Here is a 25223-nt window from a genome sequence, read left to right as displayed (position 1 = left end):
CACCGCAGTGTTCTGGTCCCCGGCGGACTGGGCGTGGACGGGGGGCTTGATGGATGCGCTGCTGCCCACGCTCTACTTCGGCCGCGAGATCGTCGCCTACCAGGGCCGCTTCGGCGCCGAGCGTGCGCTCGAGCTGATGGCGCGGCACGGCGTGACCCACACCTTCCTGTTCCCCACCGCGCTGAAGGCGATGATGAAGGCGGTGCCGCGGCCGCGCGAACACCACGACCTGAAGCTGCGCGCGATCATGAGCGCCGGCGAGGCGGTGGGCGATGCGGTGTTCGCCTGGTGCCGTGATGCACTGGGCGTGACGGTCAACGAGATGTTCGGCCAGACCGAGATCAACTACATCGTCGGCAACGGCGGCCGCTTCGTCGATGCGACCGGGCGCGCGCACCCGGCCTGGCCGGCGCGCGCGGGCAGCATGGGCCGCGCCTACCCCGGCCACCGCATCGCGGTGATCGACGACGACGGCCGCGAGTGCCCGCGCGGCACGCCCGGCGACGTGGCGCTGCACCGCCGCGACGTGCACGGCCACCCCGACCCGGTGTTCTTCCTCGGCTACTGGAAGAACGAGGAGGCGACGCGCGCCAAGTTCACCGGCGACCCGGCGAACTCCTGGTGCCGCACCGGCGACACCGCGGTGATGGATGCCGACGGCTACCTCTGGTACCAGGGCCGCAGCGACGACGTGTTCAAGGCAGCGGGCTATCGGATCGGGCCGAGCGAGGTGGAGAACTGCCTGGTGAAGCATCCTGCGGTCGCCAACGCTGCGGTGGTGCCGAAGCCCGACCGCGAGCGCGGTGCGCTGGTCAAGGCCTACGTGGTGCTCGCGCCCGGCTTCGAACCGGGAGAGGCGCTGGCCGAGGAACTGCAGCGCCACGTGCGCGGCCGGCTCGCGCCTTACGAATACCCGAAGGAGATCGAGTTCATCGCCGCGCTGCCGATGACGACCACCGGCAAGGTGCAGCGCAAGCTGCTGCGCCTGCAGGAAGAGGAGCGCGCGCGCCACCCTGCCTGAGCGCGGCGTCTACTGCTTCGGCGCGGGCTTCTCGCTGCCGTAGGGATTGGGCGGCGCAGTGCCCGGCTCGCGCTCGCCGATCGCCTCGCCGGTGTCGAAGTAGAGCAGCAGCTGGTGGCGGTCGCCGGGGTGGATGGTCGTCGTGCCGCGCTCCACCTCGATGCGGCCGAGCCGCAGGTCCTGCAGCGTCGCCTCGATCTCGTAGCGGCCGACCGGCAGCTTGGCGAACAGCCAGGGCCCGTCCATGCGGTGGTCAAGCACGAGCAGGCCGCTGCCCGCGTCGCGGATGCGCACCAGCACGCCGGACAGGTGCGCGCCCGTCCCGCGCACGGCGGTGGTCAGCCAGAAGCTGTGGTCGGCGCGCCGGGCGAGCATCGCCTGCTGCTCGTCGTGGCCGACGCCGCCGGAGACGTAGGCCACGCCGGTCGGGCTGGTGCCGCTTTGCAGCGCCCCCGCCGTGGCGCACAGCAGCAGGAGGGCCGTGCCGAGCACGGCGCGGCGCAGGGGGATGAGATTCATCATGGCGGGCATGGTACTCAGAGGGTGTCGATCACCGCGGCCAGCGGCCGGCGCAGCGAGACCGGCAGCCGCGGCCCGCGGCCGAAGCGGACGACGAGGTCCGGCCGCCGCGTGCCAATGCCGAGCAGCGCGGCGAGTTGCGGCCGCAGCGCGGCCACCTCGACCGGCTGGTTGAGGTACGCGGTGCGGATGTCCAGCGCCGTGGCCTGCAGCGCGAAGCGCTCGACGCAGCGCCCGGTCTCGATCCAGTGCGCCGGGTCGTCGCCGTCGGAGACGAACACCGCCAGGCCGGCCGAACTGCGGATCTGGCGGCTGTACTTGTCGTTCTCGCCGTCGGCGGTGAAGAACAGGTCGAACAGTGGCGAGCCCAGCCAGCGCGGCACGGTCGGGTTGCCGGTGCAGGCGGTGTAGAGGCCGTCGCCGCTGCGCGCCGCCTCGCCGGGGCTGAAGCGGATCCAGTCCTTCAGCTCGGCGACGAAGGCCGCATCGCGCATCTGCGCCGTGTTGCCGGCCACCACCAGCGCGAGCAACTGCTCCATCGCGGCGCGCCCGGTGATCATCAGCACGCGCACGCCCTGGCCGCTTCCGGCCTGCTCGAGCAGGCCCAGCTCCGGCGTCGACAGCGGCCGGCCGTCGTACTCGCCGCGGGTGCTCTGGCGCTGTGCGACGGCGCCGTACAGCGGCGTGCTGCGCGCAGTGGTGGCCTCCAGCGTGATGGCGACGCCGCCGCCTGCCGCCGCCGTGGCCTGCGCGTGCCAGCCGTGGTGCAGCGCGGCCTGCACCAGGTTCTCGGCGGCGCAGCCCAGCGAGACGTGCAGGTGATGGTCGTCCGGGTCGACCGCCGGGCAGCGGCGCGCCAGGTCCGGCAGGATGTCGATGCCGCGCTCGCCGAGGCGGAAGCGCCAGCACTGGGTGTTGTGGCTCGACGGCGCCAGCGTCGCGCAGCGCACCAGCTCGCGCCGCAGTTGCATCGCCTCGGGCGGCGCGGCGGGCAGCCGCCAGGTCTCGTTCGCCAGCCGCGCGTAGGCGTCGTTGCCATCGCAGCCTGCGAGCGCGGGTACCGCCGCGAGGCTCGCAGCGCGCAGCAAGTTCCGGCGCGTCGGCATCGATCATCTCCCCGTTGTTCCGTGAATCGCCCTGGAGCCGCAGCCATTGCAGCGCAGCAGCGGTCGCTGCCGCATGACATGGCTCAAGCCACGCGCCCGGCCGCAGGCGCCGCCTGCGCGACAGCGCGACAGCGGCGCACGAGGCACACTGTCCGCCATGGACACCCATGCTCCCGACGCAGCCGCGCTCTCTCCCACCGCGCTGATCGACAGCGACCACCCGGCGGTGGTCGAGTTCGTGCAGCGCCATGCCGTCGGCAGCGACGATCGCGAACGGGCCGTCGCGCTGACCTATGCCGTGCGCGACGGCTTCCGCTACGACCCCTACCGCATCGACCTGTCGGTCGAGGGCATGCGCGCCAGCAGCGTGATCGCCCAGGGCCACGGCTGGTGCGTGCCCAAGGCGGCACTGCTGGCCGCCGCGGCGCGTGCCGCCGGCATCCCGGCGCGGGTGGGCTATGCCGACGTGCGCAACCACCTCAGCACCGAGCGCCTGCGCCGCACGCTGCAGACGGATGTGTTCGTCTGGCATGGCTACACCGATCTCTGGATCGAAGGCCGCTGGGTCAAGGCGACGCCGGCCTTCAACATCGAACTGTGCGAGCGCTTCGGCCTGCTGCCGCTGGACTTCGACGGCCGCAGCGATTCCATCTACCACCCGTTCGACAAGAGCGGCCAGCGCCACATGGAGTACGTGAACCAGCACGGCGCCTTCGACGACATGCCGCTGGCGCGCATCGTCGCCGCCTTCGAGGCGACGTACCCAGCCTGGCGGCGCGACGAGGCGGCCATGGGTGCCGCCAGCTTCGAGGCCGACGTGGCGAAGGAAGTGCAGCGATGAGTGCGTCTCCGCCGCCGGAAGGCTTCGAGCTCATGCGCATCGGCGGCGAGTTCGTGATCGCCAACGGGCCGATCTTGCAGCGTGGCGCGGGCGACCATTTCCAGCTCGGCTTCCGCGTAGAGCGCCGTCACACCAACAGCATGGGCATCTGCCACGGCGGGATGATGGCGACCTTCTGCGACATGCTGCTGCCGGTCACCGCCTTCATGCGCACCGAGTCGCTTCACGGCCGCTTCCTGCCCACCGTTAGCCTGCAGATCGACTACCTCGCGCCCGCGCCGCTGGGCGCCTGGGTGCAGGGCGAGGCGCAGGTGCTGCGCATGACGCGCACGCTGCTGTTCATGCAGGGCCTGGTGAGCGCCGATGGCCAGCCGGTGGCGCGTGTCAGCGGCGTGTTCAAGATCGGCGCGGCAGCGCCGGCGCGTGCTGACGCGGCGGGCTGAAGCGCGGATTCTGGCGGCCCTTATGCGGTGCTGATGCCGCTGCTGCTACCGTTGCCGCCGTGAAGATCGAACCCGGCTTCGAGGCCTCGGTCGGCTGGCGTGATGCCTGGCCGGCGTTGCTGGTCTGGCTGGTCGGCGCCGTGCTGGTGCTGGCCATCGACTGGCATCTGGTGCCGCCCTACGGCACCTTCAGCGTTGCCGACGGGCGGCATGTGCTGCTGCTCGTTGCGCTGCTGCTGCTCGACACCACGGTTGCCGCACTGCTGCTCGCGCTGCGCCGAGAGGCGCGCCGCGCCCGAGGGCATGCCGCGCGCGCCGAGCGGCTGCATCGCTGGGGCGAGACGCTGCGCGATGCGGAAGAGCCTCTCGACCAGGCCGGGGCGCTGCAGGCGCTGCTGGCCGAGGCTTCGGGCGACGCGGTGGCGCTGCTGCTGCTGCGCGACGCACTGCCGGCGGACAACGACGACGCGCACGCGCTGCGCATCGGTACGCCGGCGGCCGACGAGTGGACCGGCCTCTGGCTTTGCCTGCGCCGCGGCGAGCCGCTCGGCCCGGGCACGGCGCACCATGCCGGGCAGCCCGACTGGTACCTGCCGCTGCGTGGCCGCGGCCAGTGCCTGGGCGCTGCGGTGCTGCGCGGCCGCGGCGTGCATCCCGATGCCGCGCTGCGCGAGCACCTGCAGGCGCTGTGCGACCAGATGGGCCTGGCGCTGCAGCGTGTGCGCGGCCAGCGCGACGAGCGCCGTGCGCGCGACGAGGCGCAGTCGCAGGCGGTGCGCAACGCGCTGCTGGCCGCCATCTCGCACGACTACCGCACGCCGCTGGCGACCATCATGGGCGCGGCCTCCTCGCTCGAGTCGCAGGGCGCCCGGCTGGACGCGGCACAGCGCGACCGGCTGGCGCACACCATCGTCGAGGAGGCGACCCGTCTGGCGCGGCTCACCGACAACACGCTGCAGCTCGCCCGGCTCGACGCGCCCGGTGTGGCGCTGCGCTGCGACTGGGAGTCGGCCGAGGAGATCGTCGGCGCGGTGCTCGCCCATGTGCGCCGGCGCGATGCGGCGCGGCGGGTGCGCGCGCGGCTGGAGCCGGGCCTGCCGCTGCTGTGGTGCGACGCGTTGCTGCTCGCGCAGCTGCTCGACAACCTGGTCGACAACGCGCTGAAGTACAGCCCCGCCGATGCGCCGGTAGAACTGCTCGCGCAGCGGCAGGGCGAACAGATCGTGCTCGCCGTGCGCGACCGCGGCCCCGGCGTGGCGCCGGCCTGGCGCGAGCGCATCTTCGAGGTCTTCCAGCGCGGCGAGCGTCGGCCGGATGCGGCGGCGCCGTCGGCTTCGACCGGCGCCGGCGTCGGGCTTGCGGTGTGCCGGGCCATCGCGCGGGCGCACGGCGGTGAATTGCGGCTGCGTCCGCGCGGCCGCGGCGGCGCCAGCTTCGAGTGCGTGCTGCCCTTGCGCACGCCGCCGGCGCCGCCGGGCGAGGAGGGCGCCTCATGAGGGTGCTGCTGCTCGAGGACGACCGCGAGCTGCGCCGCACCCTGCGCGACGCGCTGGCCGTCGAAGGCTACGAGGTGCTCACTGCCGCCAGCCTGGCCGATGCGCAGGCCCTGCTGGCGCACGCGCGCGAGCCGCTCGACCTGGTCGTGCTCGACCTCGGCCTGCCCGACGGCGACGGCGAGGAACTGCTCGCCGCCGTGCGCCGGCATGAGTCGCTGCCGGTGCTGGTGATCTCGGCGCGCCAGGCCGAGGGCCAGAAGATCCGCCTGCTCGACGCCGGCGCCGACGACTACCTCGTCAAGCCCTTCGGCGTGGCCGAGCTGCTGGCGCGCATGCGCGTGGCGCTGCGCCACCGCGGCACGCGCGTGAGCGCCGCGCTGACCGACTACCGCCACGGCCGCGTGCATGTCGACCTCGCCGCGCAGCGGGTGCGCCGTGGCGGCGAGCCGGTGCACCTCACGCCCACCGAGTTCAAGCTGCTCGCGCGCCTGGTGCGCCAGGCCGGCCAGGTGGTGACGCACCGGCAGCTGCTGCGCGACGTCTGGGGCGCCGAGTTCACAGAGCACACCCACTACCTGCGCCTGTACATGGCCCAGCTGCGCGCCAAGCTCGAGGACGAGCCGGCCGAGCCGCGCCTGCTGCTGACCGAGACCGGCGTGGGCTACCGCCTCGCCGAACCCGACGAGGACGCTGCGCCGCCGCTTATGCCTTCCTGATGCGCCGGGCGGCACGCTGAGGTCCGGTTCCACTCGACCCCCGCGTCATGACGCAACCCACCCTTGCCACCGCGAAGCCCGCAGCCGAGCACGGCCGCCAGGGCCTCGCGGCCCTCACGCTCGGCGCCATCGGCATCGTCTACGGCGACATCGGCACCAGCCCGCTGTACACCGTCAAGGAGATCTTCGCGCCGGCCACCGGCGTGCCGCTCGATGCGGCGCACCTGATCGGCGCGATCTCGTGCATCGTCTGGGCGCTGATGCTGATCGTCACGCTGAAGTACGTCACGCTGATCCTGCGCGCAGACAACCGCGGCGAGGGCGGCGGCCTCGCGCTCACCGCGCTGGCCGCGCAGGCCGTGGCCTCGAAGCCGCGCTGGCGCACCGTGCTGCTGCTGCTCGGCGTGTTCGGCGCCACGCTGTTCTACGGCGACAGCGTGATCACGCCGGCGATCTCCGTGCTCGGCGCGATGGAAGGCCTGACCGTGGCCACGCCGGCGCTCGCGCCCTGGGTGCTGCCGCTGTCGCTGCTCGTGCTGGTCGGCCTGTTCGCGCTGCAGCGCTTCGGCACCGCGGTGGTCGGCCGCCTGTTCGGGCCGGTGATCGTGCTGTGGTTCCTGATGCTGGCGGTCACCGGCGTGCAGCAGATCGTGCAGCAGCCGGCCATCCTCGCCGCGCTCGACCCGCGCGAAGCCTTTGCCTTCCTCGCCGGGCGCGGATGGCAGGTGTGGTTCGCGATCGGCGCGATCGTGCTGGCGATCACCGGCGCCGAGGCGCTGTACGCCGACCTCGGCCACTTCGGCCGCCGCGCCATCCAGCTCGCCTGGACCGGCCTGGTGCTGCCTGCGCTGGCGCTCAACTACCTCGGCCAGGGCGCGCTGCTGATGCGCGACCCGTCGGCGATCGAGAACCCGTTCTACCGCCTGTTCCCCGAGTCGATGGTGCTGCCGGCGGTGGGGCTGGCGACGCTGGCGGCGATCATCGCCTCGCAGGCGGTGATCTCCGGCGCCTACTCGCTGACACGCCAGGCCATCCAGCTCGGCTTCCTGCCGCGCATGACGGTGCGCCACACCTCGGCTCGCGAGAGCGGGCAGATCTACATGCCGGCGGCGAACTGGGCGCTGCTGGCCGGCGTGATCGGCGCAGTGCTGTACTTCGGCAGCTCGTCGGCGCTGGCCGGCGCCTACGGCATCGCCGTCACCGGCGCGATGCTGATCACCACCTTGCTCACCTACGTGGTGGTGCGCCATGCCTGGCGCCTGCCGGCGCCGGTGGCGATCGGCGCGACGCTGTCCTTCGTCGCCATCGACCTCGTGCTTCTGGCGGGCTGCGCCGTGAAGTTCCTCGACGGCGGCTGGTTCCCGCTGGCGCTGGGGGCGCTGATCTTCGCCGGCATGAGCACCTGGCACCGCGGCCGCGCGCTGGCGCTGGCGAGCATCCGCCGCGACGGGCTCGAGCTGTCGCCCTTCATCGCCTCGCTGGCCGAACCCGGGCTGCCGCGCGTGGCGCGCACCGCCGTGTATGCGGTGGCCGACCCGTCCACCGCGCCGCAGGCGCTGCTGCACAACCTCAAGCACAACCAGGTGCTGCACGAGCGCAACGTGCTGCTCACCGTGCGCTTCCGCGAGCAGCCGGCGGTGGCCGAGAGCGAACGCGCGCAGGTCGAGGAACTGGGCCAGGGCTTCTGGCGCGTGACGCTCGACTTCGGCTTCATGGAGACCCCCGACGTGCCACGGGCGCTGCAGCGCATTGCAAAGCAGGGCCTGGCCTTCGAGCCGATGACGACCAGCTACTACCTCAGCCGCGAGACCATCGTGCCCACGCCCGGCGCCGGCATGGCGCGCTGGCGCGAGCGGCTGTTCGCGGCGATGAGCCGCAATGCCGGCAGCGTGGTCGAGTTCTTCCGCCTGCCCGACAACGCCGTCATCGAGCTGGGCACGCGGGTGCAGATCTGAGCGCGGCGCCGCTGCAACGGATGCAACAAGCGGCCGGCCGCGACGACACCGGCGTGATACGAACCGCCCCGAGCATGCACGGCATGGCGGCGACAAGCGCTGCCCTGCAGCGAGACCGCCATGCCCTGCCTTCCGATGCCCTTGTCATCCGTCACCCCCGTGCTGATCGCACTGCACAGCAGCGGCGCCGGCGGCCGCCAGTGGGACGCCTGGCGCCGCCAGCCGCCGCACGGGGCCACCTGGCACACGCCCGATCTGCTCGGCTACGCCGCCGAGCCCTGGCCGCTCGGCGCGCCGATCAGCCTGCAGGCTGAAGCCGATGCGCTCGCGCCGCTGCTGCGCTCGGCACCGCACGGCGCGCACCTGGTCGGCCATTCCTATGGCGGTGCCGTGGCGCTGGAGCTCGCGCTGCGCTGGCCGCAGCACGTGCGCAGCCTGACGCTCTACGAGCCGATGCGGCCTGCGCTGCTGCGCGGCGCGCGCCCGGACGACCGTCTGGTGTTCGACGCGTTCGTGGCCTTCGGTCGCGAGATCGGCGTGGCCGTGCTGCGCGGTCGCAGCCGCGACGCGGCGCAGCACTTCGTCGACTACTGGGCCGGCGCTGGCGCCTGGGCGGCACTGCCAGCGCCGCGCCAGGACGCGATCGTCCTGCGCATGCCCAAGGTGAACGCCGAGTTCGGCGCGCTGTGCAACGACGCTGTGCCCTTGCATGCACTGCGCCGGCTGGATGTTCCGGTGAGCCTGCTGTGCGGCACACGCTCGCCCGCCCCGGCGCTGCGTGTGATCGAGCGGCTGCACCAGACGCTGCCCTGGGTCACGCTCGAGCGGCTGAGCGGGCTCGGCCACCTCGGCCCGATCGAGGCGCCGGCGCGTGTGGCCGCGTCGATATCGCTGCGGCGGCCCTGGCTGGCGCAACCGCTGGCCGCCTGAACGCGTGACGCCTGGCCATGGGCGAGACGCGCACGACGTTCGTGCGCTCAGCGAGTCACTTGCGATCGGCGTCACGCAAGCCACCTCGCGCCGGGGGACACTCCGTGCCGTGCACGACCCATTCATCGACACCTTGCTGAGCCGACACGGTGTGCGCGCCGACGCGCTGCGTTGCGTGGCACGGCTGGACTGCGAGGTCTGGCGGGTACGCCGGCAGGCCGGCCCGGATCTGGCGCTGCGCATCTACCCGATGGCTCACCAGGATCGCGCCGCCATCGACACCGAACTGGACTGGCTCGAGGCGCTGGCGGCCGCCGGGCTGCACGTGCCGGCTCCGCAATGCAGCGCCGAGGGAACGCGGCTGCACCGTCATCCGGATGGGCGCTACGCGGTGTTGTTGACATGGCTCGACGGTCGCCATTGCGACCGCGGCCTCACGCCCGCGCGCCTGCAGTCCGTCGGCCGCTTCACCGGCGCCTTGCACCGGGTGGCCACGGCCTTGCATGCCGCCGGCCGCGTGCGCACGCAGCGCGAAGCCACGCCGCTGGACCTCCCGGCCTGGGCCGCGGGCACTCGACCCGGGATGCAGCGCCTCGGCACGACCCATCGCGCGGTGCTGCGCGATGCAGCCGCGCGGCTGCACGAGGAGATCGAAGCCTTCGGTCGCGGACCGGACAGCTGGGGCCTGGTGCACGGCGACCTGCATCCATGGAATCTGCTCTTCGTGCGCGGCGCTGCCGGCGCCATCGACTTCACCGACTGCGGGATGGGTCATCGCGCCATGGACCTCGCCGCCACGCTGCAGTACCTGCGCTACCCGCTGGTGAACAATCACGACCATCGACGCCAGTACCCCGCCCTGCACGACGCGCTGCTGCGAGGCTACGCCGCCGAGCACACGCATCCGCCGGACCTGGCGCGCCAGGTTTCGGTGCTTGTCACCGCCAGGCTCTTCCTCACGCTGGCGTGGATGCTGGACGACTGGCCCGCGCTGGATCACCGTCCATGGGGGCCCGGATTCATCCGCGGGTCGCAGCGGGCCTTGCGTGAGTGGCTGGCCTACTCGCCTGGGGCCTGAAGCCGCCCGATCGCGTCTGCGGGCATCGGTCGGGCCAGCAGGAAGCCCTGGATGGCATCGCAGCCCAGCGAGCGCACTGCGGCCTGTTGATCGAGCGTCTCGACCCCTTCGGCCGTCGTCTGCATGCCCATGCCCTGCGCGAGCGTGGCGATGCCGCGGATGATGGCCTGCAGGTCGGAACGCTCGGCCACGTCGCGCACGAAGCTGCGGTCGATCTTGAGGTGGTCGAACGGAAAGCTGCGCAGGTGGCTCAGTGACGAGTAGCCGGTGCCGAAGTCGTCCATCGCGATGCGCACGCCCCGCTCACGCAGCGTGTGCAGCGCACCCAGCACGCGGGTCGGATCCTTGAGCATCGTCGACTCGGTGATCTCCAGCTCCAGCCGCCTGGCCGACAAGCCGGACTCCGCCAAGGCGTGCGTCACGTCGGCCACCAGCGTGCCGCGCGCAAACTGAACGGCCGAGACGTTAACCGCCACCGTCATGTGCGCCGGCCAGGCCATCGCATCGCGGCAGGCACGCTCGAGCACGAAGCGGCCGATCGGCACGATCAAGCCGGTCTCCTCGGCCAGGGGCACGAACTCGCCCGGCGCGATGGCGCCGCGCTGCGGATGGTTCCAGCGCAGCAGCGCCTCCACACCGAGCAGGCGCTGGTCATCGGCGGCGTAGCGTGGCTGGTAGGCCAGCTCGAGCCGCTGCGCGGTGATCGCCTCGCGCAGTGCGTTCTCCAGTCCGCGGCGCGCCTCGACACGCTGGTTCATGCCGGGCTCGAAGTAGCTCAACTGCCCGCGGCCGTCTGACTTGGCGCGATACAGGGCCAGGTCCGCATGGCGCAGCAGGGTCTCGCTGTCCTCGCCGTCGGTGGGCGCCATCGCCACGCCGACGCTGGTGCCGATGTGCACGACGTGGCCATCCACCTCGAACGGCCGGGTCAGCACGTCGATGATGCGTCGCGCCAGGCGGGTGGAGACGTCGGGCTGCAGTGCGCCGCGCTGCACCACCGCGAACTCGTCGCCGCCCATTCGCGCCACGATGTCGGTCTCGCGCACGCAATCGCGCAGTCGCTCGGCCACCTGGCGCAGCAGCGCGTCGCCGACGGCATGGCCATAGGTGTCGTTCACCGGCTTGAAGCGGTCCAGGTCCAGGCACAGCAGGGCCAGGCTTTCGCCGCGGCGGTTGGCCGCCAGCCCGCGCTCCAGTTCCTCGCGCAGCACGGCCCGGTTGGGCAAGCCGGTCAGCAGGTCGTGCCGGGCCAGGAAGCTGATGCGCTCCTGCGCCTTGCGCTGCTCGGTCACGTCGTCGTGCAGCGCGACGCAGCTGCCATCGGCGCGCCGCGACACCACGATCTCGATGATGCGGCCGTCGTCCAGTTGCCACTCGCGCCAGCGGACGCCCGCGGTGCCGGGCGGCGGCAGCGGCTGGTTGCGACTGGCGGCGGTCTCGCGGCCCGGCGTGGCGTCCATGATCTGGCGGAAGGTGCTGCCGCGGCGAGTCACCTGCTCGGGCAGGCTCCAGAGATTGCGGTAGTGCGCATTGGCCAGCAGCAGGCGGTCGTTGCCGTCGAATGCACACATGCCGCGCGGCATGCGCTCCAGCGCGTCGTGCAGCAGATCCAGCTCGCGGCGCAGCGAGTCGTTCTCCGCGCACAGCGCCAGCGCTTCTTCGGCAGGGGAGGACGGTGTGTCCATGGCGGCGTCGGGGGGAGCGACGCACTCGATGGGAGCTTGCGATGGGGTCGTTATCGGCCGCCGGCCCGCGAACTTGAAGCTGGGTCGCACGCAAGTCGTCGCTCCGTGCGCGTTGGCACGAGTTGGTGCGCCTTGAACGCGGAGCGAAAGGTCGCCATTCAGTCCGCGCGCGCTGCGGCGAGCAGTTCGGCCTCGCGCCCGGGCGCCAGCGCATGCGGGCTGCGCGCGGCTCCGCCATCGGGCGTGCGCGCCCAGGCGAGTGTGTCGCGTACCGTCTCGGCCAGTGGACGCAGGCGCAGGCCGGCAGCGCGGGCACGCGCGTTCGCGCCGAGCAGCATGCCGCCGAAGGCCGGGTCGTCCTCGGGAATCCACAGCGGGAGTTCGCTCCAGGGTTCGACCTTGGCGTCGATCAGCGTGCGGTCGTCGAACCAGCTGAAGCGCGCGTCGCTGCCTGAGACCTCGCGGCAGGTGCTCAGCAGTTCGTCCATCGGCAGTGTGTCGCCGATGGCGTTGAAGGTGCCGGTGACTCTGTCCGTGACGAGCCGCAGACACCAGTCCGCCAGGTCGCGTGCATCGATGAACTGCACCGGCCGCTCGGGCCGCCCCGGCGCGAGCACCTCGCCGCCGCGCGCGACCCGCAGCGGCCAGTGCGTGAAGCGCCCGGTCGGGTCATGCGGGCCGACGATCAGCCCGGGCCGAACGATGGTCGTGCGGCCGGGCCGTGCGGCGAGCAGCGCATCCTCAGCACGGGCCTTGGCCTGGCCGTAGCCCTCGTCGCCTTCGAGGCGCGGTAGGTCTTCGTCGTAGGCCTGGCCGGGCGGGAAGGCCGCGCCCACCGAGATGCTCGATACGAACAGGTACTGCGGCACGTCGGAGAGCATCGCCGCACTGCGTTCGAGCTGTGCGGCGGTGTAGCCGCTGCAATCGATCACCGCATCGAAGTCCTGTTGCTCCAGCGCGGACAGATCGCCATCACGATCGCCGATCAGCGCGCGTGCTTCGGGGAACAGCCCGAACCCACGGCGCCCGCGATGCAACAACGTGACCTGATCGCCACGCGCCAGCGCCTGCGCCACCACATGGCGGCCGAGGAACACCGTGCCGCCGAGCACCAGCAGCTTCACGCTGCCGCCACCAAACGCCGCCGCACGCCCCACAGGAGCAGCAGCACGATGCCGAGGTTGAGCAGGTTCCAGGCGATGCCGTTGACGAAGGCGGCGTCGTAGGAGCCGGTCAGGTCGAACACCTTGCCCGACATCCAGCCGCCCAGCGCCATGCCGAACAGCGTGCACATCAGCACCGTGCCGACGCGCGCGCCGGCCTCGGCGGGCGGGAAGTATTCGCGCACGATGATCGCGTAGCTCGGCACGATGCCGCCCTGGAACAGGCCGAACAGTGCCGACACCACGTACAGCGACACCAGCCCGTCGAAGGGCAGGAACAGCAGCAGCGCCGTGCCCTGCAGCACCGAGCCGAGCAGAAGCGTGCGCAGCCCGCCGATGCGGTCGCAGATCACGCCCGACACCAGCCGGCTGACGATGCCGGCGGCGAGCATCAGCGAGAGCATCTGCGCGCCCTGCGCGGCGCCGAAGCCGAGGTCGGTGCAGTAGGCGACGATGTGCACCTGCGGCATGGCCATCGCCACGCAGCAGGCCACGCCGGCGATGCACAGCAGCAACTGCGCCTGGTTCATCGAGAAGCCGAACGGCCGTGTCGACGGTTGCGCCGAACTGCCGGCGCGCGCCATGCCGGCCACCGCCGCGGGCGGCCGCGGTTTCAGCGCCAGCGCGAGCAGCGGCACGGCCACCGCGCTGATCACCGCCAGCGTGTTGTAGGCGCTGCGCCAGCCGCCGGTCTCGACCAGGTGCTGCACGATCGGCGGCCAGATCGCGCCGGCCAGGTAGTTGCCGCTGGCGCAGATCGCCACTGCGATGCCGCGCCGGCGCACGAACCACAGCGAGGTGTCGGCCACCAGCGGCGCGAAGGTCGCCGAACTGCCGAGCAGGCCGAGCAACAGCCCGGAGACGATCGCGAAACCGAGGATGCTGCTGCTCGCCGCGGCGAGCGCGAAGCCGCTGGACAGGCCGACGGCGCCGATCAGCACCGGCACCATCACGCCGAAGCGATCGGCCAGCTTGCCCATCAGCACGCCGCCGAGGCCGAAGCCGACCATCAGCAACGTGTAGGGCAGCGAGGCATCGGCACGTGCCACGCCGAACTCGGCCTGCACCGCCGGCAGCACCACGGCGATCACGTACATCGCCGCCGAGCCGATGGTCATCAGCCCCAGCGTCGCGGCCAGGCGCATCCACGCGTAGCGCGAATCGGCGCCGTGCATCGTGCCGGCCTCAGGCATCGATCAACCGCGGCTCGTGCGGGTTGCGTGCGTGCTGCAGCCGCGGGCTGCGCTCGGCCAGGCGCTTGACGATGTGGCCGAGCCGCTTCATCGCGGCCTCGGTGGCCGCGGTGAACGGCTCGCCGTACTGCAGGCGAATGAAGTGGTCGAAGCGGCGCGTGGTCGAGAAGGCCGCGCCCGGGCCGACGCCGATGTGCTCCAGCCGCGCCAGCGCGAACACCTCCCGCGAGTCGACATGCTTGGGCAGCTCGATCCACAGCATCATGCCGCCCTGCGGCAGGCTCATGCGGCAGCCCATCGGGAAGTGGCGCGCCACCGCGTCGACCATCTGGTGCATCTGCGTCTTCAGCGCGGCGCGCAACTTGCGCAGGTGGTGGTCGTAGCCGCCGTCGCGGATGAACTGCGCCAGCACCTCCTGCGTGAGCATCGGGCAGGCCACCGAGGTGCGGAACTTCAGCGCCTGCGTCTTCAGGAAATGCCGGCCCGGCGCCACCCAGCCGATGCGGTAGCCGGGCGCGACGGTCTTGGTGAAGGCCGAGCACAGGATGATGTCGGCCTCGGCGTCGAAGCTCTTCAGCACCGGCGGGCGCTGCTCGCCGAAGTGCAGCTCGCCGTAGATGTCGCTCTCGATCAGCGTGATCTGCCGCTCGGCGGCCAGCTGCACCAGCGCGCGCTTGCGCTCCACCGGCATCAGGCTGCCCATCGGGTTGGGGAAGTTGGGCAGCAGCACGCAGGCCTTCACCGCGCCCGGCTCACGCGTGGCGAACTCCAGCGCCTCGAGCGAGATGCCGTCGCGCGGATGCGTCGGGATCTCGAGCGCGCGCATGCCCAGGCTCTCGATCATCTGCAGCAGGTGGAAGTAGGTCGGCGACTCCAGCACGATGGTGTCGCCGGCGGAAGCCACCGTGCGCAGCGCGAGGTAGACCGCCTCCAGCCCGCCGTTGGTGATCACGATCTCGTCGGGCCGCAGCGGCACGCCGGAGTTGACCGCGCGGCGCGCGATCTCCTGGCGCAGCGCCGCGCTGCCTTCCATCTGGCAGCGCGAGGCGTACTCGGGGTGGCGGCGGTTCACGCCGGCCAGCAGGTGCTGCAGCTTGGCCTCGGGCAGCAGCTCACGCGCCGGCTGGGCGTGGAAGGAGGGCACCGCGAGCGGATCGTTGACGATCCACAGGAACTCCTGCAGCACCTGGTCCATGTTGACCAGCGAGGGCGCTTCCATGCGCAGGTCGAGCATCGGCTCGGGCAGGCTCGGCGCGCGTGGCGTCACGAAGTAACCCGACTTCGGCCGCGCCTCGACCACGCCGCGGTTCTCCAGGCAGCGATAGACCTGCAGCGCGGTGCTCATGCTGACCTCGTGCTGCTGGCTCAACTGCCGCACCGAGGGCAGCCGCGCGCCGGCGCGCATGGCGCCGCTGGCGATCGCTGCCTCGATGCGGGCGGCGATGCGCTGGTACAGGGGGCCGGAAGAATCGTCGGCAGCGTCCATGCGATCCATTGTGAACCTCGCTCCGCCCACCGTACCGGTACAGAGGTGGCCATCTGTCGCCAGTACAGAGCGCGCTGGCGCCGGCTGTACCGGTGCAGTTTGGGCAGGGCTGCGTCTGTCGCCGAAGCGCGCGTCTGCCGACACTGGCCTGCCCTGATTCACGCGGAGACCGCCATGCTCAAGCTCCACACTCCCCTCCTGCTGCAACTCGCCGACGGCCAGTTGCTGCGCTGGAACCAGACCGTGGCAGTGACGCTGCGCGTGACCGCCGGGCGCGTGTGGGTGACGCAGCCCGGCGACCCCGACGACCACTTCGTCGACGCCGGTGCAGCGCTGCCGCTGGCGCCGCGCGCCGCGGTGCTGATCGGCGCCGAAGGGCCGGCTCAGGTCGCCATCGAGGCCGTGCGGCCGGCGTGGCGGCTGGCCTGGCGGCGCTGGTTCCAGCGCGCCAGCTCGGCGCGCGCCTGGCCGGCGTCCATCGCCGCGGCACCGGCCCCGGCCACCGGCGCGGTGAGCTCGACCACGTAGCCGTTCGGGTCGCGCAGGTAGATCGAGCGGATGAAGCCGTGGTCGGCGATGCCGCGCACCTCGATGCCGGCTTCCTGCGCGAGCAGGATCATCGCGCCGAGCGCGGCGTCGTTCACGCGCAGCGCGATGTGCAGGTCGAAGTCGTGCTGCGCACGGAACTCGAACGGCATGTCCGGCGCCTCGAAGAAGGCGAGGAAAGAGCCGTCGCCGAGGCGGAAGAAGGTATGCAGCACGTCGGTGCGGCGCCCCGTCTTCGTCGTCTCGATGCGTAGCGCGCCGGCCAGCGGCAGGCCGAGGAAGTCCTCGTAGAAGGCGCGCGTGCGCTCGCTGTCGCGGCAGCGGTAGGCACTGTGGTGCAGGCCATGGATCACGCGGCCACCTCGTCGCTCAGCACCAGCGCGGCGGCGCTGCGCACGATGGCCTCGGCCTGCGGCACGCCGGCCTGCTCGAGCATGAACGATGCAGGCGAGGGCGCATCCGGGCCGGTGATGCGGCGCACCGGTGCCTTCAGCGCGTCGAAGGCCTTCTCGACCACGATCGCCGTCACCTCGGCGCCGACACCGCAGGGCGCCGCCGCCTCGTGCACCACCACCATGCGGCCGGTCTTGCGCACCGAGCGCAGGATGGCCGCTTCGTCCAGCGGCTTCAGCGAGCGCAGGTCGATCACCTCGGCGTCGACGCCACGCTCGGCCAGCGTCTGCGCAGCAGCCATGCAGGCAGCCACGCTCTTGGAGTAGGACACCAGCGTCACGTCGCGGCCGCGGCGCAGCACCGCGGCCTGGCCGATCGGCACCAGGTGCTCGCCCTCGGGCACGTCGCCCGGCGTGTAGCCCAGCGTCATGTCCATGAAGAACATCACCGGGTTGTCGTCGCGGATCGCGCTCTTCAGCAGGCCCTTGAAGTCGGCGGCGCTGGACGGCATCAGCACCTTCAGCCCCGGCGCATGCACGAACATCGCCTCGAGGTTGTGGTTGTGCTGCGCGCCGACGCCCCAGCCGGCACCGGTCTTGGCCAGCACCACCATCGGGAAGTTGAACTGCCCGCCCGACAGGTAGCGCAGCTTGCCGGCGCTGTTCATGATCGCGTCCATCGACAGCGTCAGGAAGGGCGCGTACAGCAGGTCGATGACCGGGCGCAGGCCCATGGCCGCGGCGCCTGCGGCAGCGCCGGCGATGATGCCTTCGGCCAGCGGCGTGTTGCGCACCCGCTCTCGGCCGAACTCGGCGACCAGTTCGGGGCGCGTGGTGGCCACGCCTTCGCCGAAGGTCAGCACGCGGTGGTCGCGGCGCATCTCCTCGGCCAGTGCTTGAGAGACGGCGGTGTCGACGGTGATGGTTTGCATCTTCATGGGAATCTCCTCGGTGCCGTTCAGGCGTAGACGTCGGTGGTCAGCTCGCGGGCATCGGGCCAGGGCGAGTTCTGCGCGAAGGTGAAGGCGGCGTCGATGGTGTCGGCCACGCGCTGCTCGATGTGCGCCAGCTCGCCCGGCGCCAGCACGCCGGCGGCCATCAGGCGCTCGCGTTGCATCGCGATCGGGTCGCGCGCCTTCCAGCGCGCGAGTTCGTCGGGGTCGACGTAGCCCTGCGTGTCCGGCTCGTAGTGGCCGCGCGTGCGGTAGGTCACCAGCTCCAGGAAGTAGGGCGTGCCGGTCGTGCGCACATGCTCGGCGGCGGCCAGCGTGGCGGCGTGCACCGCCTCGACGTCGTTGCCGTCGACGCTGACCGCCGGCAGGCCGTAGCCCTTGGCCCAGGTGGCGATGTGCTCCTGCGGCATGGTCTCGTCGCGGCGCACGAAGGCCTGCCACTGGTTGTTCTCGCAGATGTAGAGCACAGGCAGCTGCCAGGTCACCGCGAGGTTGATCGACTCGTGGAAGATGCCTTCGCAGGCCGCGCCGTCGCCGAAGAAGACGGCGGTGATGCCGCCCTTCTCGGTCTCCGCGCCGCCCATCTTCTGCGCCAGCGCCACCCCCGGCGCCAGCGACAGTTCGCCGCCGACGATGGTCGAGGTCAGCACCACGCCCAGCTCCTTGGCGGAGACGTGCAGCGAGCCGCTCTTGCCCTTGCAATAGCCGTCGGCACGGCCGAACACCTCGGCCATCAGGCGGCCGGGGTCGGCACCGCGGGCCAGCAGGTGGCCGGCGCTGCGGTGGTTGGTGAGGATGCGGTCGCGCGGCTGGAGGGCAGTCACCGCGCCGACGGCGGCGGCTTCCTGGCCGACGGCGGTGCAGGTGCCGGGCGTCTGGCCGGCGTTCTGGGCGAGCCGCTCCTCGTGGGCGCGGATCAGCATCATGGTTTCGAGCATCGAGAGGCGGCTGGGCTGGGTCATGGTGGGCTCGCAAGTGGATCGGGTGAGGGCATTCTCGAAGCCCGAGCCCGCGCGGGCATCGCCCGAAGGAGCCAATGGCCCGGGCTCAGCGGGCCATCGCCGCTTCAGCGCTTCGTCACTGCCGGCACTTGTCGCGCAGCGCGGCGGCGGCGAGGAAGGGCAGGCTCAGCAGCCCCGCGCCGCCGCCGAAGTACTCGCCCTTCAGGCAGTCGCCCCTGGCGCCTTGCGCGATGCCGCTGCCCAGCCGCTGATCGGGCGTGGTGACGGCCGGGCCGGTGCGGCCGGCCTGTGCAGCAAGGCCAGGGTCGCGCGCGCTGGCGCGGATGGCGCGACGGGTCGCGTCGCCGTCGAGCAGCGAGGGTGGTGCCTCGGCGCTGGCGGGTTCAGAGGCCGCAGGCTCGGCGCCTGTCATGGTGATGGCCTCGGGCGCACGGTCGGGTCGCGCCGGAACATCCGGCAAGGCCTGGGGCGCGACGGTACGAGGCCTCGTCAGCACCGCATCGCGCGGCGCCGCACGTGGGGGCCTGAAGGCGGGCGGCGGTGGCGTGGGTTCGGCCACCCGCGCCACCGGTGGCAGCAGGCGCAACGTGACCCGCGCGGCCGCCGCCGTGACCGCAGGCGGCCGGTGCTGCGCCGTCCACCAGGCAAGCAGCGCCAGGTGCGCCAGCACCACCAGCAGCAGCGCGACGCCGCGTGCGCGGCCATGCCGTCGTTTCACGGCTCGATCTCGTCCTCCGGCCCCGGCCGGTACTCCAGCAGGTCGGCCGGCTGGCACTCGAGCACGGCGCAGATGCGCGACAGCGTGTCGAAGCGCACCCCGCGCACCTTGCCCGACTTGAGCAGCGAGAGGTTCTGCTCGGTGATGCCGATGCGCTCGGCCAGTTCGCGCGAGCGCATCTTGCGCTTCGCGAGCATCACGTCGAGGTTGACGACGATGGGCATGGCGGGGCTTCTTCTAGATGAACGACTCGTTCTCTTCCGCCACCCGCACCGCCTCGGCCATTACCGTGGCGATGGCGATCAGCACGGCGGCTAGCAGCACCGCCAGGTAGTCGTTCCACGAGAAGCCGATGACGAGCTGGCGCTGCCCCGCCGGGTTGCCCATCGTGAGCACGACCGACATCACCGCGCGCACCAGTGGCGCGAGCAGCGCCGCGGCCAGCAGCGCCCAGGCAAAGCGCTGCAGCCGCGCGAGCGCCGCGCGGCCGAACACGCGGCCCGCGCCGTATTCGGCGAACAGCCGCCACAACTGCCACAGCGCATACAGCCCGACCGCGATGGGCAGCAGCGACACCGCCGCGCCCAGCGCGCGGGTGCGCTCGTCGACCACGATGGCGCCACTCACGCCGGCCATCTGCGGCCCCAGCGCGAGCACGTTCGCCGGCGAGAGCCAGAACCAGAACGGCACCGCCAGCAGCGTGACCACGCCCAGCACGCACAGCGCGCGCACGACGAACACCACGCGGGCCAGCGAGCCGGGCAGCCGGCGAGAGGAGGCGGGAGAGGGCATGGGCAAAGGCTCCGTACTTGCTGTCGTACGGCCAAAGTTTACTGTAAAACAATAAACTTTAGGGCAAGCCTCGACCAGCGATCACACCCGCAGCAGCGCGCGGAAGCCCCGCGCGGCGTAGTAGGACTGCACCCCGTTGTGATAGACGAACACCCGGCCGTAGCGCCGATCGCAGAACAGCCCGCCGCCGAGCGCGCGCACGTCGTCCGGCGTCGCGATCCAGCTCGAGGTCTTGAGGTCGAACTCGCCGAGCTGCTGCAGCGCGCGGTACTGCGTTTCCGTCAGCAGTTCGACGCCCATCGCCCGCGCCATGCCGGCAGCGCTGCCGGCGGGCTTGTTCTCCTTGCGCGCGTGCAGCGCGTCGTCGTCGAAGCACAGGCTGCGGCGCCCACTCGGGCTCTCGGCGGCGCAGTCGCAGAAGAGCAGCTCGCCGCTGCCCGTGCCGCTGCTCGTATCCACGCCGATCACGTCCGGCTCGCCGCCCGAGGCTTCCATCGCGGCGAGGGCGGTCAGCGCGGCGGGCGCTGCGTCGAGCCGGGCCAGCACCTGCGCCCAGGCCACGCCCGCATGGCGAGCCGGGTGCTGTTCGAAGCGGCCCTGCAGCGCGCGCAGCAGCCGGTCACGTTCGGTCTTGTTCATGGCGAGGGTGTGTGCAGCGTGTCGGGCGCCACGCGCGAGAACCACGCGTGAATGAGGCCGGCCTGGAAGAAGGGCACCGGCGCGTCGAAGCCACCGGCGCGAATGATCGCCTCCACCTCCGCCGGCGGCAACACCGCGACATCGCGCTGATAGGCCTCGCGCATGCGCTGCAGCGCCTCGGCGGACAGGTCGGCGGTGGCCATGGTGCGGAACCAGACCTCGAGCAGTTGGCGCTGCGCCGGCGACTCGAGATCGGACGCGAGGTCGGAACTGGCCAGCAGGCCACCCGGCCGCAGGCGTTCGGCGATGGCGCGGAAGAAGGCCGCGCGCTCGCGCCGGTCGAGGATGAACTGCGAGACGAGGAAGCAGGTGGCCGCATCGAAGGGCTCGCCCGCGGGCAGCGAATCGAGGTAGCCCTCGTGAAAGCGGCAGCGCCGCGCGTAGCCGTTCGCCTCGGCCCGCTCACGGCAGGCGACCAGCATGGCCGGCGACGGCTCCACCGCGGTGAAGGTCCAGCCCGGGAAGAGAGAAGCCAGGTGCTGGATCTCGGCGCCCGTGCCGGCGCCCACACACAGGATGCGCGCCTGCGCCGGCAGCGTGGCGAAGACCGAGCCGAGGAGGAGGTGCAGGCAGTCGCGCAGCGCGCCTAGCTTGGACCACTGCTGGTCGTAGGTGGGGGCCTGGCGGTCGAAGGTGGTTTTGATCTGGTCGCGGTCCATGGGGACTCTGCGGGGATGGGTGCTAGGGCGGGGCGGCGCGCTCGCCCGCCGCGGTAGTTGAACTGGAGCGAGGGGTAGGCCTCGCTGAGGCCAAGGCACGCTTCCCAGCTATGCACCTGCAATGACTCTCTTCATTTCAGACTCCCAGTCCTTGGCAACTTTGCCAAGGGTTGACTTGACCCAAGCTGGCACTGCCTTTCGTTCCGGGACGAGGAGTGTCTTGAGTGTCCGATTTGCCTCGCGCCCGAAAGCGCCATAGCGATGCAAGTTGGCCTCGATGCAGTTGCAGTAGTACAGCTTCTCCGCCAGCGACATATCGTCGGGCGGGCCGAGAACTGCGACGTTCTGTCCGGTGTAGAAGGGGCGTGGCTGTACGAACGACGAGAGGATCGCGCCACCCAGGGCCGTTGTGATGTGCCCTACGGGATAGGGCTTTACCCCCGCGACGGGGAGCACGAAGGCAGTGACTCCATTCTTGTTCCCAGATCTACCGACGAACGAGACGGCCTTCTCAAAGTCAGCACATGGCGCCATCTTGTTTAGATCGAACTTGTTGCCGTACGCAACGGAGAAGATTTCATTCAGTTCAACTAGCTTCATCGTCGCCCGCAAGTGTGACTTGCGCCTCCGCAAAGTGTTCGCGTTCCATCAACTTGTAGGCGAGATAGCGCTTCAGAGTTTGCGCAAGTTCGGGTTGGGAGATCTTCCCGTAGTCAGTATCCATGTATGCCTCTGCGCACCACTCGTCTTCGTCCGCTACCTTGCGCTTAATACTGACGCCGGAAACGTCGTCCCTGTTCCTGAATTGGGAGACCCATGAGTCTCGGATGGCGGGCCATCTGCCATTTAGGTCAACTCGCCCTAGGTGCTTGGTCTTCACGAAGCCGTCGTTCTTCCAGTAGGCAAACCATGTCTTCTTGTCGGACTCGGCGTGTGGCTTGTGGGCGGTGAACACGGCGATACAGGTAACTCTGCCAACTGGGTAGAAGAGATCCGCGGGCATTGTCATTACCGCTTCCAGCGTGTGATGCTTCAGAAGTTCACCCTTGATCGAGTTCGGAGCAATCACTTTCGGGAGAGGAATGATGGCAATTCCCATACCCCCTTCCACCAGGCAATCAAGCATATGCTTGACAAAGACGAGTTCATGTAGCTCTTCGTCTCCCTGCGAGTACGGTGGGTTGATCATGCCCACGTCACACTTGTGTTTCTGGATGGCCTTGCTGATCCCTGGATCGAAGCAGCTGCCCTGATAGAGGTTGGCCTTGCCATCGCCTCTCAGGATCATGTTTGAGGCGGCGAGTGCGAACATGTTCGGTTGCTGCTCAACGCCAACAAGACCCTCTCTCTTAATGCGATCCTTCTCGGCGGAGGTGGTCGTCGACTTTGTCATGTGGAACATTGCGGAAACGAGAAAACTACCAGTACCCGCGCATGTGTCAAGCACAGTAGAAGTCTTGTCGAGGTTTGCCAGTCTCGCAAAGAGGTCGGTTACGTGCCTTGGGGTGAGAACGATCCCGAGCGCCTTCTTGTCGCCGCCGGTGTACTTCAAGAATTCACCATAAAACTGACCGACAACATCGAAGTCGTGATAGACGCTAATGAACGGGCGCACCTTGGTGTTGAGGCCATCTACCAAGTGATACAAGGCGCCCTTTGGGTGCTTGCCGGTGGACTTTCCGAGCTCCGGATGTACAGCGATGGCAGAGTACGGCTGAGTCATGCTGTACTTCTTCGCCTGAGGGAGTTGTGCCTTATCGATTTCGCTCTTGATGACCTTCAGCCATTCCTTCTGAAGGTCCTCCGGGGAGTAGGCGTCGTACGACTTAGAGAACGCAGAGTTCTGTAGTGCGATTAGAGTGCCACTGACCAGCAGCGGCTTTTCGTTCTCGGTGAGTTTTGCGTAGTCAAACATGAACTCATGGAGCTCACGTGAGTACGCCATGAGCTCATCCGTCCTGAGCTTCTGAACCGTCGGATCGAACGTCGCGTGCTCAAGAATGTCTTCCCAAGGCAGCAGCTGGGCAACAGCCAGGCCCGCCTTGGTCTTGAGTACCTTTGGCTTCCGTTCGCCTTTCGTGTGAAGGTACGCCGCTACCTTCAACTGGCTTGAAGTCTGTCCACTTACGCCAATGGCTATGACCGTGAACTCTCTCGAAAGCGCTTGTGCATAGTGAAGGGCACCGTCGACTGCATAGCCAACTGGCTGGTCAAGTGTCGCGCTTGCCTGATGCTTGACATCGGCTTTGCACTCGATGACCAAGAGAAAGCCGGGGTTGCTCGAGTCCGTGACAATGAACTCAGGTGCCCCTTTTCCTCCTTTCCCGGTCTTGCTTGCGGTCTTTAGCAACCGGCGAACCGCCTCGATTTCACTCTTCTGTTCTTCGACTTGGATGTGGGCTGACACAGAGTAGTAGCCAAGTTTGCGGAGAGTGTCGCGAACGAGATTTTCCGTCTTGCGTTCGTTGGTCATTGATTTGGGCTGTCAGAGAGGGTGGACGGGTCTAGTGTCTGAGATGCGAACGTTAGTCGAAACGAACGCGGCAACTACCTTCGATCGGGCCGATATTGCCAGAGCTCGCTTCCGGACAGTTCCGGCCGGCGCTTAGAACGCGCCCCGACGCCGGAGTCATCCGTGCCACGCCCACCCAACCCGTAGACTTCCCCGCATGACCCCATCCCTCCCCCTCCGCCCCCTTGGCCGCAGCGACCTCGCCGTCACCCCCATCTGCCTCGGCACCATGACCTTCGGCGAGCAGGTCGCCGAGCACGAAGCGCACGCCATCCTCGACCACGCGGTCGAGCGCGGCATCAACGTCATCGACACCGCCGAGATGTACTCGGTGCCGGCGCGGGCCGAGACCTTCGGCGCCACCGAACGCATCCTCGGCAACTGGTTCGCTTCGCGCCCCGGCGTGCGCGGCAAGCTGGTGCTGGCCACCAAGGTGTCGGGCCCGGCGCGCGGCATGGACTGGATCCGCGGCGGCGTGGCCGACATGACGAAGGCCGACATCCTCGCCTCCTGCGACGCCAGCCTGCAGCGCCTGCGCACCGACGTGATCGACCTCTACCAGATCCACTGGCCGGCGCGCAACCTGCCCACTTTCGGCGCGATCTACTTCGACCCGGCGAAAGACCGCGCGATGGCCAGCATCCACGAGCAGCTCGACGCGATGGCCACGCTGGTCAAGGCTGGCAAGGTGCGCCACGTCGGCCTGTCCAACGAGTCGCCCTACGGCGTGATGGAGTTCGTGCGCACCGCCGAGCAGCACGGCCTGCCGCGCGTGGCCACCGTGCAGAACCCGTACGCACTCACCAGCCGCGCGCTCGACAACGGCCTCGATGAGGTGATGCACCGGCTGCAGGTGTCGCTGCTGGCCTACTCGCCGCTGGCCTTCGGCGCGCTGACGGGCAAGTACGACGACGTGGGCCTGAACGGTGCCGAGCAGCCCGGCCGGCTGGCGAAGTTCGAGACCATGAAGAAGCAGCGCTGGGGCCGGCCCGAGGCGCTGGAGGCGGCGAAGCGCTACAACGCGCTGGCCCGCAAGCACGGCCTGACGCCGACGCAGCTCGCGCTGGCCTTCTGCTACACGAGCTGGCGCGTGGCCAGCACCATCATCGGCGTGACCAGCAAGGCTCACCTCGATGAGAACCTCGCCGCCTGGGGCACCACGCTGTCGCCCGAACTGCTGGCCGAGATCGACGCGATCCGCTGGACGCTGCGCGACCCGGCACAGTGAACTGACTTGTATCTTCCAAGCAGACCAGCGCGATACAGTTTGAGCGCCGCTGAGGCGGTCAGACCGGTGCGTGCAGCGTGCGTCTGACAAGGGTGTTGGAGCCCGTGACTGAGTAGATTGCGCACGACCA

General features: G+C 70.2%; 25 protein-coding genes and 1 pseudogene. 10 read left to right on the top strand and 16 right to left on the bottom strand.

Features of this window, described 5'->3' with window-relative positions:
• Nucleotides 1–1021 (top strand): AMP-binding protein (locus tag AAG801_RS23095; RefSeq protein ID WP_341890465.1); only part of this gene is annotated, 1021 nt, incomplete at its 5' end.
• Between the two features lie 9 nt (nucleotides 1022–1030).
• Here the strand turns inward: AAG801_RS23095 and AAG801_RS23090 are convergent.
• On the bottom strand, nucleotides 1031–1540 hold the full coding sequence (locus AAG801_RS23090; RefSeq protein ID WP_341890464.1) for a hypothetical protein: 510 nt from the start codon (nucleotides 1538–1540) through the stop codon (nucleotides 1031–1033).
• 17 nt (nucleotides 1541–1557) lie between these two features.
• Nucleotides 1558–2646, bottom strand: coding sequence for a Tat pathway signal protein (locus AAG801_RS23085; RefSeq protein ID WP_341890463.1), 1089 nt, complete (start codon nucleotides 2644–2646; stop codon nucleotides 1558–1560).
• A 157-nt stretch (nucleotides 2647–2803) separates the two neighbouring features.
• Here AAG801_RS23085 and AAG801_RS23080 point away from each other — a divergent pair, with 157 nt between their 5' ends.
• From AAG801_RS23080 to AAG801_RS23050, 7 genes are all read left to right on the top strand, one after another.
• Nucleotides 2804–3487: a transglutaminase family protein gene (locus AAG801_RS23080; protein WP_341890462.1), complete on the top strand. Its 684-nt coding sequence runs from the start codon at nucleotides 2804–2806 to the stop codon at nucleotides 3485–3487.
• Nucleotides 3484–3930, top strand: coding sequence for a PaaI family thioesterase (locus AAG801_RS23075; protein ID WP_341890461.1), 447 nt, complete (start codon nucleotides 3484–3486; stop codon nucleotides 3928–3930). The genes AAG801_RS23080 and AAG801_RS23075 overlap by 4 nt, the downstream gene beginning before the upstream one ends.
• 59 nt (nucleotides 3931–3989) lie before the next feature.
• Nucleotides 3990–5426 (top strand): ATP-binding protein, encoded by a 1437-nt coding sequence (locus AAG801_RS23070; protein WP_341890460.1) that lies wholly within the window; start codon nucleotides 3990–3992, stop codon nucleotides 5424–5426.
• Entirely contained in the window at nucleotides 5423–6142 is a 720-nt protein-coding gene (locus AAG801_RS23065; protein WP_341890459.1) for a response regulator, read from the top strand. Before AAG801_RS23070 ends, AAG801_RS23065 begins: the two co-directional genes overlap by 4 nt.
• Nucleotides 6143–6189: 47 nt before the next feature.
• Nucleotides 6190–8097: a potassium transporter Kup gene (locus AAG801_RS23060; RefSeq protein ID WP_341890458.1), complete on the top strand. Its 1908-nt coding sequence runs from the start codon at nucleotides 6190–6192 to the stop codon at nucleotides 8095–8097.
• Nucleotides 8098–8217: 120 nt separating this feature from the next.
• Nucleotides 8218–9027: an alpha/beta hydrolase gene (locus AAG801_RS23055; RefSeq protein WP_341890457.1), complete on the top strand. Its 810-nt coding sequence runs from the start codon at nucleotides 8218–8220 to the stop codon at nucleotides 9025–9027.
• A 109-nt stretch (nucleotides 9028–9136) separates the two neighbouring features.
• Nucleotides 9137–10105, top strand: coding sequence for a phosphotransferase (locus tag AAG801_RS23050; protein ID WP_341890456.1), 969 nt, complete (start codon nucleotides 9137–9139; stop codon nucleotides 10103–10105).
• Here AAG801_RS23050 and AAG801_RS23045 read toward each other — a convergent pair.
• The 4 genes from AAG801_RS23045 to AAG801_RS23030 all read right to left on the bottom strand — a co-directional run bounded on the left by AAG801_RS23045 (nucleotide 10087) and on the right by AAG801_RS23030 (nucleotide 15632).
• The gene (locus AAG801_RS23045; RefSeq protein WP_341890455.1) at nucleotides 10087–11790 is read right to left on the bottom strand and encodes an EAL domain-containing protein; all 1704 of its coding nucleotides are present in this window, start codon (nucleotides 11788–11790) and stop codon (nucleotides 10087–10089) included. The two genes, AAG801_RS23050 and AAG801_RS23045, sit on opposite strands and share 19 nt — an antisense overlap.
• A 158-nt stretch (nucleotides 11791–11948) precedes the next feature.
• Nucleotides 11949–12914 (bottom strand): NAD-dependent epimerase/dehydratase family protein, encoded by a 966-nt coding sequence (locus AAG801_RS23040; protein ID WP_341890454.1) that lies wholly within the window; start codon nucleotides 12912–12914, stop codon nucleotides 11949–11951.
• Nucleotides 12911–14146 carry an MFS transporter gene (locus AAG801_RS23035; RefSeq protein WP_341890453.1) on the bottom strand — a complete coding sequence of 412 codons (1236 nt, stop codon included), beginning with the start codon at nucleotides 14144–14146 and terminating at the stop codon, nucleotides 12911–12913. Before AAG801_RS23035 ends, AAG801_RS23040 begins: the two co-directional genes overlap by 4 nt.
• Nucleotides 14139–15632, bottom strand: coding sequence for a PLP-dependent aminotransferase family protein (locus tag AAG801_RS23030; protein ID WP_341890452.1), 1494 nt, complete (start codon nucleotides 15630–15632; stop codon nucleotides 14139–14141). The genes AAG801_RS23035 and AAG801_RS23030 overlap by 8 nt, the downstream gene beginning before the upstream one ends.
• A 174-nt stretch (nucleotides 15633–15806) precedes the next feature.
• Here AAG801_RS23030 and AAG801_RS23025 point away from each other — a divergent pair.
• Nucleotides 15807–15995, top strand: a pseudogene (locus AAG801_RS23025) (DUF2917 domain-containing protein); the annotation flags it as partial.
• A gap of 20 nt (nucleotides 15996–16015) precedes the next feature.
• Here the strand turns inward: AAG801_RS23025 and AAG801_RS23020 are convergent.
• The 10 genes from AAG801_RS23020 to AAG801_RS22975 form a co-directional block, all read right to left on the bottom strand.
• Nucleotides 16016–16531, bottom strand: coding sequence for a VOC family protein (locus tag AAG801_RS23020; RefSeq protein WP_341890451.1), 516 nt, complete (start codon nucleotides 16529–16531; stop codon nucleotides 16016–16018).
• A complete protein-coding gene (locus AAG801_RS23015; RefSeq protein WP_341890450.1) occupies nucleotides 16528–17508 on the bottom strand; it encodes a pyruvate dehydrogenase complex E1 component subunit beta in 981 nt (326 codons plus the stop codon). The genes AAG801_RS23020 and AAG801_RS23015 overlap by 4 nt, the downstream gene beginning before the upstream one ends.
• A gap of 20 nt (nucleotides 17509–17528) precedes the next feature.
• Nucleotides 17529–18485 (bottom strand): thiamine pyrophosphate-dependent dehydrogenase E1 component subunit alpha, encoded by a 957-nt coding sequence (locus tag AAG801_RS23010; RefSeq protein ID WP_341890449.1) that lies wholly within the window; start codon nucleotides 18483–18485, stop codon nucleotides 17529–17531.
• Nucleotides 18486–18600: 115 nt separating this feature from the next.
• Nucleotides 18601–19203, bottom strand: a complete 603-nt coding sequence (locus AAG801_RS23005; protein ID WP_341890448.1) for a hypothetical protein — start codon at nucleotides 19201–19203, stop codon at nucleotides 18601–18603.
• On the bottom strand, nucleotides 19200–19427 hold the full coding sequence (locus tag AAG801_RS23000; RefSeq protein ID WP_341890447.1) for a helix-turn-helix transcriptional regulator: 228 nt from the start codon (nucleotides 19425–19427) through the stop codon (nucleotides 19200–19202). Before AAG801_RS23000 ends, AAG801_RS23005 begins: the two co-directional genes overlap by 4 nt.
• A gap of 13 nt (nucleotides 19428–19440) precedes the next feature.
• Entirely contained in the window at nucleotides 19441–19995 is a 555-nt protein-coding gene (locus AAG801_RS22995) for a DUF2975 domain-containing protein (protein WP_341890446.1), read from the bottom strand.
• A gap of 81 nt (nucleotides 19996–20076) precedes the next feature.
• Nucleotides 20077–20634, bottom strand: coding sequence for a DUF4256 domain-containing protein (locus AAG801_RS22990; RefSeq protein WP_341890445.1), 558 nt, complete (start codon nucleotides 20632–20634; stop codon nucleotides 20077–20079).
• Nucleotides 20631–21353: a class I SAM-dependent methyltransferase gene (locus AAG801_RS22985; RefSeq protein ID WP_341890444.1), complete on the bottom strand. Its 723-nt coding sequence runs from the start codon at nucleotides 21351–21353 to the stop codon at nucleotides 20631–20633. Before AAG801_RS22985 ends, AAG801_RS22990 begins: the two co-directional genes overlap by 4 nt.
• Before the next feature lie 108 nt (nucleotides 21354–21461).
• On the bottom strand, nucleotides 21462–21953 hold the full coding sequence (locus AAG801_RS22980) for a hypothetical protein (RefSeq protein WP_341890443.1): 492 nt from the start codon (nucleotides 21951–21953) through the stop codon (nucleotides 21462–21464).
• Entirely contained in the window at nucleotides 21940–23826 is a 1887-nt protein-coding gene (locus AAG801_RS22975) for an N-6 DNA methylase (protein WP_341890442.1), read from the bottom strand. The genes AAG801_RS22980 and AAG801_RS22975 overlap by 14 nt, the downstream gene beginning before the upstream one ends.
• A gap of 196 nt (nucleotides 23827–24022) precedes the next feature.
• On the opposite strand from AAG801_RS22975, the gene AAG801_RS22970 reads away from it, so the two are divergent.
• The gene (locus tag AAG801_RS22970; RefSeq protein ID WP_341890441.1) at nucleotides 24023–25093 is read left to right on the top strand and encodes an aldo/keto reductase; all 1071 of its coding nucleotides are present in this window, start codon (nucleotides 24023–24025) and stop codon (nucleotides 25091–25093) included.
• Nucleotides 25094–25223 lie beyond the last annotated feature (130 nt).

This window comes from Variovorax sp. YR752 (assembly GCF_943372545.1).
The sequence above is the reverse complement of the archived record's forward strand: the minus strand, read 5'-3'. Positions and strand labels throughout refer to the sequence as shown.